Annotated in this window: 11 protein-coding genes; 9 read left to right on the top strand and 2 right to left on the bottom strand. The window is 41.6% G+C overall.

Annotated elements, in window-relative coordinates; translation table 11 throughout:
* Window positions 1-506 precede the first annotated feature (506 nt).
* The 9 genes from DVR12_RS14215 (at window position 507) to DVR12_RS14175 (ending at window position 13,810) form a co-directional block, all read left to right on the top strand.
* Window positions 507-3,482, top strand: coding sequence for a SusC/RagA family TonB-linked outer membrane protein (locus tag DVR12_RS14215; protein WP_116976392.1), 2,976 nt, complete (start codon window positions 507-509; stop codon window positions 3,480-3,482).
* A gap of 11 nt (window positions 3,483-3,493) precedes the next feature.
* Entirely contained in the window at window positions 3,494-5,116 is a 1,623-nt protein-coding gene (locus DVR12_RS14210; RefSeq protein ID WP_116976390.1) for a RagB/SusD family nutrient uptake outer membrane protein, read from the top strand.
* Between the two features lie 260 nt (window positions 5,117-5,376).
* On the top strand, window positions 5,377-6,399 hold the full coding sequence (locus tag DVR12_RS14205; RefSeq protein ID WP_116976388.1) for a LacI family DNA-binding transcriptional regulator: 1,023 nt from the start codon (window positions 5,377-5,379) through the stop codon (window positions 6,397-6,399).
* A gap of 123 nt (window positions 6,400-6,522) precedes the next feature.
* Complete coding sequence (locus DVR12_RS14200; RefSeq protein WP_116976386.1) at window positions 6,523-7,659, top strand: glycoside hydrolase family 172 protein; 1,137 nt, start codon at window positions 6,523-6,525, stop codon at window positions 7,657-7,659.
* A 21-nt stretch (window positions 7,660-7,680) separates the two neighbouring features.
* The gene (locus DVR12_RS14195; protein WP_116976384.1) at window positions 7,681-9,225 is read left to right on the top strand and encodes an aldehyde dehydrogenase (NADP(+)); all 1,545 of its coding nucleotides are present in this window, start codon (window positions 7,681-7,683) and stop codon (window positions 9,223-9,225) included.
* Between the two features lie 26 nt (window positions 9,226-9,251).
* The gene (locus DVR12_RS14190) at window positions 9,252-10,034 is read left to right on the top strand and encodes an L-fucose dehydrogenase (RefSeq protein ID WP_116976382.1); all 783 of its coding nucleotides are present in this window, start codon (window positions 9,252-9,254) and stop codon (window positions 10,032-10,034) included.
* An 18-nt stretch (window positions 10,035-10,052) separates the two neighbouring features.
* Window positions 10,053-11,693: a UxaA family hydrolase gene (locus DVR12_RS14185; RefSeq protein ID WP_116976380.1), complete on the top strand. Its 1,641-nt coding sequence runs from the start codon at window positions 10,053-10,055 to the stop codon at window positions 11,691-11,693.
* 30 nt (window positions 11,694-11,723) lie between these two features.
* Window positions 11,724-12,944: a DUF6786 family protein gene (locus tag DVR12_RS14180; protein WP_116976378.1), complete on the top strand. Its 1,221-nt coding sequence runs from the start codon at window positions 11,724-11,726 to the stop codon at window positions 12,942-12,944.
* 5 nt (window positions 12,945-12,949) lie between these two features.
* Window positions 12,950-13,810, top strand: coding sequence for a fumarylacetoacetate hydrolase family protein (locus DVR12_RS14175; protein ID WP_233522390.1), 861 nt, complete (start codon window positions 12,950-12,952; stop codon window positions 13,808-13,810).
* A gap of 143 nt (window positions 13,811-13,953) precedes the next feature.
* Here DVR12_RS14175 and DVR12_RS14170 read toward each other — a convergent pair whose 3' ends face one another.
* A complete protein-coding gene (locus DVR12_RS14170; protein ID WP_116976376.1) occupies window positions 13,954-14,883 on the bottom strand; it encodes a lipase family protein in 930 nt (309 codons plus the stop codon).
* Between the two features lie 28 nt (window positions 14,884-14,911).
* Entirely contained in the window at window positions 14,912-15,556 is a 645-nt protein-coding gene (locus DVR12_RS14165) for a hypothetical protein (protein ID WP_116976374.1), read from the bottom strand.
* Between the last annotated feature and the right edge of the window lie 396 nt (window positions 15,557-15,952).

Genomic DNA, 15,952 nt, shown 5'->3' with positions numbered 1-15,952 from the left:
ACTATGCACAATGGCATTCAGGTCATGCCATTACTTGATCTAACTTGATTTGTAATAGAATAAAATCATTTTCCGGGAGCCAGTCCATCAATTACTGGCTGGAGAAGTTATGCCAATTAGCACTATTTAATTAAATCTCACTGTTATGAATTTCATCAACCAAATTAACTATTCATTGCCTGGTCGCATTCCATGATTAATGGCACCTATGTTGTGCCATTAATCAATCTAAAAATTTCTAATTATATCAAATTCACATTCCGGGAATTGTACATCAATTACCGGCTGGAAATGTTATGCCTTAAATCTCATATTTATGAATGTCAGTAACCAGATAAATTATTCAGCTCCTTAGTTGCTTTCAATGTTTGATGGCTGCTATGTTGTACCATTATTCAATCTAAAACTTCTAATCATAATCAAATTCACATTCCGGGAATTGTATATCAATTACCGGCTGGAATTGCTATGCCAGTAACAATCAACTTATCTTAAATCTCACAGTTATGAAAATCAAAATTCCTTTTGTATCGCTGGTGATTTTCCTTGTGTTGAGTATAGGTAACACTATCCTAGCTCAAACTGGTCAATACACTATCAGAGGAAAGGTGGTAGATGATAAGGGCAATCCACTGCCTGGAGCTACCATTAAAGTAAACAACACGGCACATGGTACAGTAACAGATGCCAATGGAACGTTTACAGTTGCTATAGATGGTAATACTTCTATTACCGTTTCATTTATTGGTCTTTCTCCCAAAACTATTCAGGTAAGCAAGGAGGGAGAAAAATTATTTCAGATCACCCTGAATGACAATGGTAAACAATTATCAGATATTGTGGTAGTTGGTTACGGTACTCAAAAACGTGCTGATATTACCGGTGCAGTAGTTTCAGTACCCAAACAAAGACTTTCTCAACTTCCTGTTACCAACGTAATGCAGGCTTTGGAAGGTGCTGTTGCCGGTATGAATATTACTACTACTTCTTCCGTTCCAGGCCAGCAACCTACCACCCTGATTCGTGGCCAGAACTCCATCACTGCCGGTACCGGTCCTTACATCGTAGTAGACGGAATTCCATTCAGTAAACAAGGCGGTACGATGAACGACATCAACCCAAATGATATCGCTTCAATTGAAGTGCTAAAAGATCCTTCTGCTGTTGCTATTTACGGAACAAACGGGTCAAATGGAGTAATTCTCATCACTACTAAACGCGGCGCCAACGGCAAACCAATAATCAGGTACAATGCCTACGCCGGCAGAGAAAATATTGCTCATATTCTGAAACCAAGAACCGGTGAAGAGTATACTCAAAAGTATGCCGACTATCTGAAACAAACCGGTCAAACTCAAACCAATCCTGTTCCTAACTACGGTGAGCTGGAAAACTACAATGCCGGTAAAACCATCGATTGGCTGGATGTAACTACTCAACCTGGTATTCTGCAGGATCATAACCTTTCAATTTCTGGTGGTACTCCGGATGTTAAATACTATGTGTCTGGTGAATATATGCATCAGAAAGGTGTGATTAAAGGCTACCAGTACAAACGTGTAAACGTACGCTCCAATATTGATGCGAACATCACACCATATCTGAGTGTGGGGATGTCGAGCTTTCTGACCAACAATAATATGGACGGAGGTCGCATAAACCTGTTATACGCAACGGCTATGAGCCCTTATGGCAAGCTCTATAATCCTGATGGTACTTATGCCATTTATCCGATGAATCCGGAGCAATTATATACCAATCCAATGTTGGGATTATTAACGGATCGCATAGATCGCAATACCAATGTTAACGGTAACGGATATGCGGAAGTTAAATTCTCCGGTATTTTAAGCGGATTAAAGTATAGGTTGAATGTAGGTTATACTTATCTGCCTGCCTCTACTGGCAGCTATATTGGAAGGGCTGCAAATGATATGGTAGGCACAGCAAGCTTGTATAATGCCGAAACAAATAGTTATACAATTGAAAACATTCTCACCTACAATAAGGACTGGCAGAAACACCATATAGATTTTACAGGTTTATATAGCTCTCAGGAAGCTAAATTCCGCTCTACTACCAGCGGTGCTGTTGGGTTTGTAAATGATAAGCTTGGATTTAACAATTTAGGAGCTGGCGCTACTCAAACCAGTAACTCGCTGGCCAACAGAAGAGCGCTGATTTCACAGATGGCACGTATCAATTACTCCTACGATAGCCGCTATTTAGCAACATTCACCGCCCGCAGGGATGGCTCCTCTGTATTTGGTGCCAACACCACAAAATTTGGAGTCTTTCCAGTAGTGGCATTAGGATGGAATATCAGCAACGAATCTTTTATGAAATCAATTTCTGCAATCGATAACATAAAAATTCGTGGTTCTTATGGTAAATCAGGAAATGAGGCTGTGGATATGTATGGAACAATTACAACAGATAATACCGGCCGCTCACCCTTCAACGGAGTTAGCACCATTGGCGCATTTCCGGGCAATCTAGGTAATGCCAATCTGCAATGGGAAACAACTACCGGTACTAACCTGGGTATAGAATTCTCAGTACTTAAAAACAGATTATATGGTAGTATAGATGTTTACGATACCAAAACAAGCGGACTCCTGTTGAAGAGAAGTTTACCTATTATCACCGGTTATGGAAACGTATTGGATAATATTGGTAAAACGGCCAACAAAGGACTTGAAATATCATTGAATTCCCGCAACCTCACCAACACGGCTCTTACCTGGGAAACCGCCCTGGTATTTGCTACCAACAAAAATAAAATAGTAGATCTCTATGGCGATAAGAAAAGCGACCTGGGTAACAGATGGTTTATTGGTCAGCCTATCAGCGTAATCTACGATTATAAACTGCTTGGTGTATGGCAAACCGGGGAAGATCCTTCCAAACAAGATCCCGGTGCTAAACCCGGTGATCTGAAATTTGAAGATATTAACGGCAGCGGAGGTATTACCGCCGATGATAAAATTATTTTAGGTCAGACAGCCCCTAAATGGACAGGTGGTATCACCAATACTTTCCATTACAAAAACTTCAACCTGAGCATCTTTGTACAAACTGTGCAGGGTGTTACCAAAAACAATCCTGATCTCAATTATGGAGATGAAACAGGTCGCAGAAATACACCGGCTGAAATTGGCTACTGGACTCCGGAAAATAAAAACAATTCACGTCCGGCCCTCTCCTATAACAATACACGCGGATATGGCTATGCATCTAATGCAAGCTATACCAGGATCAAGGATGTAACAATCAGTTATGTATTCTCACAAAAGCTACTTGATCAGCTACATCTGGGTAGCCTTACCATTTATGCTAGTGGTAGAAACCTGTATACATTCACCAACTGGATAGGTTGGGACCCTGAAAATAATTATGCAACAAGAGGAGTTGGCGAATGGGTTAACAACTATCCTACTGTTCGCGCTTTTGTAATTGGTGCTAATATTTCACTTCGTTAAACTATGCTGCTATGAAAAAAATATTCATTACTACTTTTTCCCTGGCTGCCTTTATACTCTTTTCTGGTTCATGCAGTAAGAGCTTTCTAAATGAAAAGCCTTATTCTTCTTATACTCCGGTTACGCTAAACGATTCATTAGGATTTGAAGCATCACTGGTAGGAATCTATAATCATATAAGTACTATCTTCTCCTGGTCTGATCAGCAGGGCTGGCCAAGTGTATGGCAGGTAGGTACAGATGTGGCCAATGCTACTGCCAATCAGCAGGGTATAGAAATCCCCTATTACAATTATGCACAACTAACGTCAACGGATGGAGCTGCCGCAAGAATCTGGAACAGGTATTATATACTAGCCAATCTTACCAACACGATTATAGATGGAGTTGAAAGTCCAACTCTTACCAGCATCAGCGATGCCGGTAAAAAAGCGATAGATGCAGAAGCAAAGTTTTTTAGAGCCTATGCATATAACAACCTGGCTACATTGTTCGGTAAAGTTCCTTTAGTATTACATCCGCTTACCGGGCCTAAAACAGATTTTACCCGCGCTTCACTGGATGAAGTAAATAATGCCATCATTAGTGATCTGACATTTGCTATCACCAACCTGCCGGATATTGATGCCGTGAAGTCGAATTCCAAAGGAAAAATGTATGGCAGAGCCAATAAGTATATGGCGATGCAGTTACTTGCCGAAGTTTACCTTCGTGCCGGCAAAGGTGCTTTAGCAGAAGAACAGGCAACAAACATTATTAAAAGCGGCAGGTTCAGTTTAATTAATAAACGCTATGGAGCTAAAAGTAATTTACCCGGCGATTATTATTCTGATATGTTCCAATATGGTAATCAAAGAAGATCTCAGGGAAATACAGAGGCCATTTGGGTGCTGGAGCAGGAAAATCCTGCAACCGTAGTTGGTGGGATTACCGACAACCCTCAGCAAAGAAGGGTCTGGGGAGCAGCCTACTACAATATTTCAGGTATGGTTATCTGCGATTCGTTAGGTGGACGTGGAATCGGGCGCTTGCGATTAAGCAACTGGGTACTGTATCACTTATACGACCACGGGGATATTCGTAATTCTGAATATAACATCCGCAGGCAGTATTATTATAATGATCCGACTAAACCTACTCTTTTCGGAAAACCTGTACCATTCACTGATCCGGATTCATTGTATAAAATTTGTCCGAGTACCACTAAATGGGGGCAGTTCGATCCGAATGATACGTTTGGTTATGCGATGATTAAAGATTTTATGTTGATGAGGTTGGGAGAAACTTACCTATTGCTTGCCGAAGCACTGGTAGCACAGGGTAAAACCCAGGAAGCAGCAGATGCCATTAATGTGCTGAGAACCAGGGCGCAAGCACCTGATGTAAAAGCGGGTCAGATGACACTGGACTTTATACTGGATGAAAGGGCCAGGGAACTGATAGGAGAAGAAAATCGCCGGGCTACTCTGATGCGTACCGGAACCCTGGTCGACAGAGCGATTAAATTAAACAGCGGAGATGCGCAGAAACCAATCACTGGTTTAACTGCTACCAACCTGTTATTGCCTATTCCTTTGTCTGAAATTCAGCTGAATAAGGATGCAGTATTAGACCAGAACCCGAACTATAAGTAATCCCGGGTTTCTCGCAGAGAAGCAAAGATTAATATTAAGGGGCAAAGATTTTATTAAAGAAAATAAGGATTAAAGCTGATATTTTAAGAATTTTGATTGTTTCCATTTATAACGGAAACATCTCAGTAACTCTTTAAAAATCATTATTCCTTATTTTCTTTAATAAAATCTTTGCCCCTTAATATTAATCTTTGGGCCATTGCGAGAAAAAATTTCACAAAATACTTGCAAACTTAAACGTTTAAGCATACTTTTAAAAAATGAAGAAGGTATCACTAAAAGACATTGCTACTGCGGCAGGCGTTTCCACGGCGCTGGTGTCTTATGTGTTGACCAACAAGGAGAAAGAAGCCAGAATTGGCGAGGAAATGGCGAAAAAGATCCGTGAAATCGCCCGCCAGTTGAATTATCAGCCTAATCATATAGCCAGAAGTTTGAAAAGCGGAAAGTCTTTTACTATTGGGTTGATTATGGCCGATATTTCCAATGCATTCTTTGCCAGCATTGCCAGGGTCATTGAAGATGAGGCAAAACGTAACAACTATACGGTAATTTTCGGCAGTTCCGACGAGAATGTAGACAAGTCTCAGGATTTGATCAATGTATTGCTCAACAGGCAGGTAGATGGACTGATTATTACCCCCACAGAAGGGTCAGAGAAACAAATAGCCTGGTTACAGGAACAGAAGGTACCGTTTGTACTGATAGACCGTTACTTTCCAACTTTTCCGACCAATCATATTGCAGTCAACAATTTCGAATCGGCCTATGAAGCTGTGGCACATCTGGTACATGCCGGCAGAAAGCGAATTGGGATGATTGCCTACGAAACCACCCTGCATCATATCAGTGAACGAAAAAGAGGTTACCTGGAAGCGATGAAAGATCATCGCATGGAAGGTGCAGAAAAGCGGCTTAAAACCGCCAGATATGCCCACCTGAAAACCGACATCCGTGCAGCTATTGATCAGCTTTGTACGGGCCCTGAACGTGCAGATGCTATTTTCTTTGCTACAAACAGTCTGGCAATTGAAGGACTGAAATACATTAATGAACTGCGTATACGCATTCCCGATATTCTGGCAGTAATTGCATTCGATGAAGGCGAAGCATTCGATTTATTCTATTCGCCTGTTACCTATATCCAACAGCCAATTGAACAAATGGGGAAAGAAGCTGTAAGAGTGCTGCTGGAACAAATCAAAGATCAAAAGAAAATAATTGAGAACATCTATATTGATACAACACTGGTAATTCGCCAGTCCTGTGGTACCAAGCACTAATATACCGGGCAACCCGCTTGCCCTCCAGTTAAATGCTTGATTTCCCAGGAAGGTAAAACCAGGATGATGATTATTGAATTACTATTGCTTAAACGTTAAAGCACCTTATTAAGTACACGCATTATGAAAAAGCTATTTCTGCTGACTTTATGTGCCAGCCTATGTACAGCGCTGTATGCACAACAACCATTTAACGGCTTGGATATGAATATGGGTAACATATTCCGTCTTTCAGACGCGAAAACCCGTTCTATCAGCCCTGAAAACTTTAGCGGTCAACCTGGTAAAGGTGGTATGGCTACCCTCGAAGAAGGTACCGCCAGAGGCGCTGCCAGAGATTTAGGACAAGGCTGGAAAGTAAATCCATACATCAACATCGAACCAGGTAAAACTTTTACCCTTGCCGAAATCACCGGTCCTGGTTCTATTCAGCACATCTGGATGACTCCTACCGGCAATTGGCGCTACTCTATCCTCCGCTTCTACTGGGATGATGAAACCACTCCTTCTGTTGAAGTACCGGTTGGTGATTTCTTCGGAATGGGCTGGGGCGAATATGCTCCTCTCAACTCCCTGGCGATCTGCGTAAACCCGGGATCTGCATTCAACTGCTATTGGCCTATGCCTTTCCGCAAAAAATGTAAGATTACCATGGAGAATATTAATACGGAAAGAATGACACTGTATTATCAGGTAGATTATACCTTAACCAATGTACCAGATGATGCAGCTTATTTCCATGCACAGTTCCGTCGTAGTAACCCGGTTCAGGGAGCTAATTTTACATTGATTGATGGTATTAAAGGTAAGGGTCAGTATGTTGGTACTTATCTTGCCTGGGGCGTGAATAACAACGGCTGGTGGGGAGAAGGTGAAATCAAATTCTTTATGGATGGTGATACCAAATTCCCAACTATCTGCGGCACAGGTACTGAAGACTACTTCTGTGGCTCCTACAATTTCGATACTAAAGGCCGGTACCAGGAATTCTCTACTGCCTATGCCGGATTACCACAGGTAATTCGCCCGGATGGACTCTATAAATCCCAGCAGCGCTTTGGCTTATATCGCTGGCATATTATGGACCCCATCCGTTTCGAAAAAGAATTGAAAGTAACTATCCAGGATCTTGGCTGGCGCAGTGGTGGCAGATACTTACCACAACAGTCTGATATCAGCAGTACAGTTTTCTGGTACCAGCGCGAGCCTCATGCTCCATTCCCTGCCTTACCGGCAAAGAATGATCTTGAAGTGAATTGATCTCATTAAAAAATATATTTCATGTCTACAGGTTTACAGTTGATAGGAAACCAGTTTTCAGGTGAAGGCGCGCAAACATTCCGCGCCTTCAATCCGAAAGCTCAGCAATGGTTAGAACCTACCTTTAAAGAAGCTACTACTAAAGAAATTGATCAGGCAATGCACCTCGCTGCAACTGCCTTTTCGCAGTACAAAAAAACAACAGCGCAACAGAGAGCCGGTTTTCTTTATGCGATAATTGAGGAAATCGTGGCATTGGGCGATGAACTAATTAATACTGCCGCTAATGAATCAGGCCTTCCCCTCGCCAGACTGCAGGGAGAGCGCGACCGCACCACCGGCCAGCTTAAACTCTTCGCTGATCTGATCACTGAGGGTTCCTGGGTAAATGCACGTATCAATTCCGGTACTCCGGATATCCGTCAGATGCAAATACCCATTGGCGTTATCGGCATCTTTGGCGCCAGTAATTTCCCGCTGGCTTTCTCTGTAGCAGGAGGCGATACCGCCGCTGCACTAGCTGCTGGTTGCCCGGTTGTTTTTAAAGCACATCCTGCACATCCTCATACTTCTCATCTGGTAGGAACTGCCATCATTGCAGCTGCAAAACGCAGCCAGATGCCTGAAGGCGTATTTTCACTAATTCATGGTGCTACCAATGAAACCGGCCAGCATCTTGCTGCTCACCCTTCTCTTTCCGCCATAGCATTCACAGGTTCTTTCAGAGGTGGTAAAGCACTATATGAAACGGCTACACGCAGGCATACTCCTATTCCTGTATATGCCGAAATGGGCAGCGTGAACCCTGTCTTCTTCCTGCCTGGTATTTTGGCCGAAAAAGGACAGGAATTAGCTACTCAATTCCTCCAGTCAGTTACCCTGGGAGTAGGACAGTTCTGTACTAATCCAGGCCTCTTCCTTACCTATGGTAATGCACAGGAATTCTTAACGAAGCTACAGGAGAACATCACCAGCATTCAACCTGGTGTAATGCTTACCAATGGCATTCTTCAGGCATATCAGACTGGCACGCAAAAACTAAAAACTGAAGGCGCAAAACTATTTGCAGCTGCTCCTGAAGCGGCACACCAGGCCAATGCACAGCTATTCGTGATAGATGTACCACAGGCAATAGCCCAGCCTGAGCTATGCAGCGAGATATTTGGACCTTCCTCGGTTCATATCACTGCTTCCAGCCAGGAAGAACTATATCAGTTTGCAGCTTCACTGGAAGGACAGCTCACCGTTACCATTCATGGAACCGCGGCCGATCTGGAACAACATGCCGGTTTAATAGATATCCTCAGAGAAAAGGCAGGCCGATTAGTTATAAACGGATTTCCTACAGGCGTTGCCGTTAACCATGCGATGGTTCATGGTGGCCCTTGGCCAGCATGTACTCCTGCTGCCGGCACTTCTGTTGGCACGATGGCGATCTACCGCTTTTGCCGGCCGGTTTGCTTCCAGGATTTCCCTGCATTTCTTCTGCCAGCCGAATTAAAAACTGAAAATCCATTGGGCATATGGCGTTTACTGAATGGTGAATTCTCCAAATCTAATGGTTAGCATCTTATCAAATAATCTCTCATCTTATGGAACTTGGCTTAAAAGATAAAATCATTATAGTAACAGGTGGTGCTAAAGGAATTGGAGCCGCCATAACATCTATCCTCGCACAGGAAGGCGCCTTTCCTGTTATCATCGGCCGTAGTGCTTCCGATAACCTTCAACACCTCGAAACCATCCGTAAGGCGGGCGGAAACGGCGACCAGGTGGCTGCTGAACTTACAGACCCACTGGCCTGTGAACAGGCAGTAAAATCAATTGCAGAGAAATATGGAAGAATAGACGGACTGGTAAATAATGCCGGTATTAATGATGGTATTGGACTGGAAAAAGGTTCCTACGAAGGCTTTATGCAGTCGCTGCACCGGAACCTCGTTCATTACTACCTCATTGCACATCATGCCCTCCCCTATCTGAAAGTCAGCAAAGGAGCTATTGTGAATATCAGCTCCAAAACAGCCGAAACGGGGCAGGGAAATACTTCTGCCTATGCTGCCGCAAATGGTGGAAGAAATGCATTAACAAGAGAATGGGCCGTAGAACTGCTTCCCTACAGTATTCGTGTAAATGCCATTATCGTTGCAGAATCATGGACCCCATTATACGAAAGCTGGATCAATACTTTCGCAGATAGAGATGCCAAACTAGCCAGCATCGTTCAACGTATTCCGCTGGAAAAAAGAATGACACATCCGGAAGAAATAGCACAGATGGCCGCTTTCTTACTGTCGTCCAAATCGAGCCACACAACCGGGCAACTAATCCATGTAGATGGCGGATATGTGCATCTCGACAGAGCTTTGGTTTAAGGATTAAAACACGTGAAAATGAAACAATCAATTTTAAGCATCCAACCCACCGATAACGTTTGGGTTGCACTTCAGGATATTCCTGCCGGAACAATACTTACTATCAATAATCAATCTGTAACTGCCTTACAGGCAATTGCTGCAAAACATAAAATTACGGCCAGAGATATTGCCAAAGATGGCCATATCATTATGTATGGTGTACTCGTTGGTATTGCCAATGAAGATTTACCGGCAGGTACACTCATCACTACAAAAAATATTCGGCATGCTTCCGATCCGTTTGCCGTAAAAACAGACAGAAAGCTGGATTGGACGGTACCACAGACCGAAAAATGGAAGGATAAAACCTTCATGGGTTATCACAGAACTGATGGTCGCGTTGGTACAGGCAACTATTGGGTAATAGTTCCGCTGGTATTTTGTGAAAACAGAAATGTAGAACTGCTACACGATGTACTTACCAAACAATTGGGATACCAACGCCCACATCCATACGAAAAAATGCTGGAAGAATTGTTGGCTGATTTCAAAGTGGGAAAATCTACCAGCTACCAAACGCTTACCGAAACACTTATCACTCCTACCCGGACCTTCGAGAATATCGACGGAATAAAACTGCTTACACATACCTTAGGATGTGGTGGCACGAAATACGATGCCAGAACCTTATGCGGGCTCCTGGCGGGTTATATTACACATCCTAACGTTGCCGGAGCAACGGTACTGAGCCTGGGATGCCAGAATGCTCAGATATCTATGTTGAAGGAAGAAATTGAAAACAGAGTTCCGGGCTTCGACAGAACAGTAATATATGCAGAGCAACAACAGGTTGGTACAGAAAAAGAACTGATGGCACAAGCCTTGCAACAAACCTTTGAAGCACTGGCAAAAGCCAACAAACAGGTAAGGCAACCTGCTCCCCTCAGTAAACTTTGCATAGGCATGGAATGCGGTGGCAGTGATGGATTTTCCGGGATCTCCGCTAATCCGGCAGTAGGGCTGGTAGCAGATAAACTCATTGCCTTAGGAGGAAGTGTTATCTTATCGGAATTCCCTGAGTTATGCGGAGTAGAGCAGGAACTGAGCGATCGTTGTATCAATACAGAACTAGCCTCCAGATATCTGCAATTAATGCGTGATTACGCCAGCAGAGCAGAAGCATTAGGATCCGGATTTGATTCCAACCCTTCTGCCGGCAATATTCGTGATGGACTGATTACTGATGCAATTAAATCGGCTGGTGCAGCCAAGAAAGGTGGCGCATCTCCGGTGACAGATGTATTGGATTACCCTGGATGGGTACAAAACCCCGGATTGGCATTGCTCTGTACTCCTGGTAGTGATATAGAATCTACCACTGCCGAAGTAGGAGCTGGTGCAACAGTTGTATTATTTACAACAGGACTGGGCACACCAACCGGCAATCCTATTACTCCGGTTATTAAACTTTCTACCAATAGTAAACTGGCTGCCAAAATGCCCGATATCATTGATATAGATACCGGTAGCATTATTGAAGGAACCAGTACATTGGAGCAGATGTCTGATCAAATCCTGGAAATGGTTATTGCAACCGCCAGCGGACAATATCGTACAAAAGCACAGGAACTGGGGCAAGACGACTTCATTCCATGGAAAAGAGGTATTTCTTTATAAAAATATTCATCTAACAATTAATTCTACGCTATGAAATCTATGCTAATCGCTGGTTGTATTACCGCTGCAGGTCTAACCGCCTGTAACAGTAGTACAGAATCTAAAACCGCCAATACTTTTGGAGAGGATGTAGCTTTTCTGAAGCAACATTTACAAAATGTAATCGTACTCACACATCCTGATGGTAAAAGCCAGGTAGTAGTAACCGGCGATTATCAGGCAAGGGTTATGACCAGTACTACCGGTGGTAATGATGGTAAAAGTTATGGATGGATCAACTACAATCTTGTAAGTGCTCACAAACTGAATCCGCATATCAATGCATTTGGTGGTGAAGAGAGATTCTGGCTTGGACCTGAAGGTGGGCAGTATTCTCTCTTCTTCCCTGCCGGTAAAACATTTGAATTTGATAATTGGCAAACGCCTCCGCTGATAGATACTGTGCATTATCAGATGACTGCCCATAGCGATACTTCTGTTACCTATGAACAAAGTGGTGTATTGCAAAATTACAGTGGCAGCAACTTCCCTGTAAAAATCACCCGTTCTGTGAGATTACTTGGGCAGGTAGATATCAACACGGCTTTAGGTTTTACATTACCACAGGGAGTAACAGCTGTAGCTTATGAAACAGATAATGCAGTTACCAATGTTGGCGACAGTGCATGGCAACAACAAAATGGATTACTGAGTATTTGGTTATTGGGGATGTTCAGACCTTCGGATCAAACCGCTATTGTTGCACCTTTCAAAGGGATCGAAAACGCTAAGGGATATATTACAGATGATTATTTTGGAAAGATTGCAGATAAAAATCTGCTTGTTAAAGATAGTTTGCTTCTCTTCCGTGCAGATGGAAAAGCCCGCGGAAAACTAGGGCTCTCCCCTGTTGTGGCGAAATCAGGAGCAGGAAGTATAGACCTGGAACATAATACCCTTACAGTTCTTTTTTATGAAGTCGTTCCTACAGGAAGTTATGTTAATTCTAAATGGGAACTACAGAAAGAACCATTTAAAGGCGATGCCGTAAACTGCTACAACGATGGGCCACTAGCCGATGGAACACAAATGGGGCCTTTTTATGAAGTAGAATCCTCCTCTGCTGCCTTACCATTAAAACCAGGTGAATCATTAAAATATCGTCAGACTACCATGCACTTCGAAGGTAGCAAAGAAGCTTTGCAATCGCTGGCTACACAATTATGGCAACTGTCGCTCGACGATGTTCAACATTTCCTAAACAACAAATAACAATCATGGATATCATTCGTTTATATAAGACTAAAAGCAGTATTATAGCCAGCTATCAGGATGCCTATTACCTGTTAGATGGCTCCTGGAACGAATTAGTAAATCGTTCATCTTTATTTCAATTCCTTCATTCTTCAATTCAAAATAAAACTGCTATCAATAAGGCAGATGCAGAAAAATTGCTGGCCACTGAACTACTGGCTCCCATTGGTTCTCAGGAAGTATGGGCAGCCGGAGTAACTTACTACAGAAGCAGAACAGCCAGAATGGAAGAATCGGAAGATTCAGGAGGTGCTACTTTTTATGACAAAGTATATATCGCCGAACGCCCGGAACTTTTCTTTAAAGCTACGCCACACAGAGTTTCAGGGCATAACGATATAGTATATATCAGAAAAGACTCGTCCTGGGATGTTCCTGAACCAGAGCTTACTTTGTTCATCAACAGTAAAGGAAGCATTGAAGGATATACAGTTGGAAATGATATGAGCTCACGTAGTATAGAAGGCGAAAACCCTTTGTATCTGCCACAAGCCAAGGTATATGAGAAATGTGCTGGTATGGGTCCATGTCTGATGGTGCCTTCCACTCCTATTCCGGCGGATACTCTTATTAAAATGTCGATCTACCGTAACGATCAGCAGGCGTATTCAGATAGTGTTCCTATCAGCCAGATGAAACGCAGCCACCAGGAGCTGGTAGATTTCCTTTACAGAGGATGTGCGTTCCCGGATGGATGTTATCTGATGACAGGTACCTGCCTGGTACCCGATAACAGCTTCACCTTACAGGACAACGACAGAGTAGAAATATCAATTGATCATATCGGGCAATTAATAAATCATGTAGAGACTTATCAAAAATAACAGGATATTATAAAGTAATTCAGGGGTTGACCAAAAGTAATTGATGGGGTTTGTAAAAAACAGGCTGATTATTACTTTGTGTCAGCCCCTGAATAATTAAGTAAAGAGGTTATTGTTGAGAAACAATTTATGAAGAACGAACATTACCTTAATCTTACACTTCTATTTGTGTTATAAGAAGGAAAATATTTGCCGTGTTTATCTCCAAAAATATTTTTGCCATTATCTTTGATAAGACTCTTTAAAGCTGAATAAAATGCATTCAAATCATTTTTAGATGTTCCTATTTTTGATTGAGCTGGTTTTATTCCTTCCACATTATATATATAATTACTATCATAATTTACAGGTTGGTATTTTCCAACAGAAGCATATTCGTACAATGAACTAGGAATCAATATTTTTGGAATAAAATCCAGATATGAGTTTGGAAGCTTATACTCATCTTTATAAAGTGGTAAATGAGGTATTAAATCACCACAAGATTCGACTCTCAAATGATCTATCTCATTTTTATCTTCATATTTCAATGCAAATTGACTACTTCCTACCCTAGGTGAACCAAATGTAAATACTTTTAATTTTTTCCCAGGTTTATTAATAGTGATCATTCGAGCTATTAAAGTAGCAATGGCCCCACCTTTACTATGCCCAGTAAGATAAATGGGCTTATTATTATTTAGCGCATCTTTTACAATTTCGTCTCTCACAATATCAGGATAAAATGCATTAGCAGCCTGATAGAATGCAGTATGAACATCAGTTCCATCCAGAAACTTTGTCCAATTGGCTTGTAGATTATTAAGCCCATCTACCCCTCCATCTGTTCCTTTAAATGAAATAACCGGGATTTGTCCAGCTTCAGTTTCTGCTGTTGCCACGAATCCGGTATGTGACACAGGAAAATTTGGGTGGCCAAGATTAACGTTTTGACTATATACTTTCAAATTCGAATATATTGTCTTAATTGTCGAACTATTACTAATACTATGCTTATTTGCGTCAATAGTACCATTATTAATCGCTCCTGCTAATGAGGATGCATCCCACATATGTAATATCATCTTTTCCATGATAATTTGAATTTGACTCTTATTTTATTTAATAAATTCCAGTTAATGTTACTTTTCCTCCACCTGCAATAAAATACCCCACAACCAGCAAAGTTTCTTTTGCATTTATATCATAAGTATACTTTCGAGAACCTGTTCCAAACAATTGATCAATCTTCGGCTCATGATCAACTAATGATCCATCTTTTATTAATTGCAGACTAAAGTGATTCGGGGTATTTGGCTTGCCCTCAACCAGTATCTCGCATTTTTTCCAGGTTTCTGTGGCATCAAGAAACAAGCGTTCCATGATCGTTACAAAACCACCATCACTCCATGATACAGATTTGGATTTAAGAACACTAGACTCTTTATAGGTACATTCAACTGTGATAGAACCAATTGCGTCATGAGCTACAGGTATGTCACTCGACATCGTTCCTGTAACACTAAAGCCTTTATCGGAATTTATAGATTTTGTTTTCACTTTTGTACCATGAATGTACTCATCAAAAATTTTTTCATCATTAAGATAAATTGTAAATTTTTGCGCAGCACCTGTAGGGAAATATGAATTCTTCCCATTAATTGTTATGGTACATTCTTCCCAATACCGGTCCCCATCAAAATTTAGTCTTTCGATCTTAGACCAGCCATCAGTACTATCCTCCCATGTTTTTTCTACTGTTTTCATACTTTTTATGTTTTAAAGATTAAGAAATTATTAATAATGAATCATTACTCAATTCAAAATACCGGCTTCTTCTAACAACATAATCACTCCCTCCGAATAAGAGTTCCTAAACTCTTATAATAACTAACTAACTCAATCTGCCGGGTTATTCTATGTATTGCCAGTTATCAATACCTCCTAAAATTAATTAGGTACTTCAATACACTTTTGAAGTGCCCATATATAATCGAAACTCATTTTTCTTATAGTAAAAGTCAGGGAAGTAGAATTTTTTGGGGTTCTATTTCCTATAATAGTACACACATCTTACAAATGCGCGAGTCCTTACTAGTATTATAAATACCAATAACAAAAGGAATAAATATCTTTAATAAATTTAGATCAGCTGTGCTATTC

It is taken from the genome of Chitinophaga silvatica (assembly GCF_003419895.1).
In the GTDB taxonomy this organism is placed as follows: domain Bacteria; phylum Bacteroidota; class Bacteroidia; order Chitinophagales; family Chitinophagaceae; genus Chitinophaga; species Chitinophaga silvatica.
Note: the sequence above shows the minus strand (reverse complement) of the source record. Positions and strands in the feature narration are given on the sequence as shown.

Excerpts from the sequence above, each read along its gene's own strand:
- DVR12_RS14215 (WP_116976392.1), top strand. The coding sequence starts at position 507 with ATGAAAATCAAAATTCCTTTTGTATCGCTGGTGATTTTCCTTGTGTTG.
- DVR12_RS14210 (WP_116976390.1), top strand. The coding sequence starts at position 3,494 with ATGAAAAAAATATTCATTACTACTTTTTCCCTGGCTGCCTTTATACTC.
- DVR12_RS14205 (WP_116976388.1), top strand. The coding sequence starts at position 5,377 with ATGAAGAAGGTATCACTAAAAGACATTGCTACTGCGGCAGGCGTTTCC.
- DVR12_RS14200 (WP_116976386.1), top strand. The coding sequence starts at position 6,523 with ATGAAAAAGCTATTTCTGCTGACTTTATGTGCCAGCCTATGTACAGCG.
- DVR12_RS14195 (WP_116976384.1), top strand. The coding sequence starts at position 7,681 with ATGTCTACAGGTTTACAGTTGATAGGAAACCAGTTTTCAGGTGAAGGC.
- DVR12_RS14190 (WP_116976382.1), top strand. The coding sequence starts at position 9,252 with ATGGAACTTGGCTTAAAAGATAAAATCATTATAGTAACAGGTGGTGCT.
- DVR12_RS14185 (WP_116976380.1), top strand. The coding sequence starts at position 10,053 with ATGAAACAATCAATTTTAAGCATCCAACCCACCGATAACGTTTGGGTT.
- DVR12_RS14180 (WP_116976378.1), top strand. The coding sequence starts at position 11,724 with ATGAAATCTATGCTAATCGCTGGTTGTATTACCGCTGCAGGTCTAACC.
- DVR12_RS14175 (WP_233522390.1), top strand. The coding sequence starts at position 12,950 with ATGGATATCATTCGTTTATATAAGACTAAAAGCAGTATTATAGCCAGC.
- DVR12_RS14170 (WP_116976376.1), bottom strand. The coding sequence starts at position 14,883 with ATGGAAAAGATGATATTACATATGTGGGATGCATCCTCATTAGCAGGA.
- DVR12_RS14165 (WP_116976374.1), bottom strand. The coding sequence starts at position 15,556 with ATGAAAACAGTAGAAAAAACATGGGAGGATAGTACTGATGGCTGGTCT.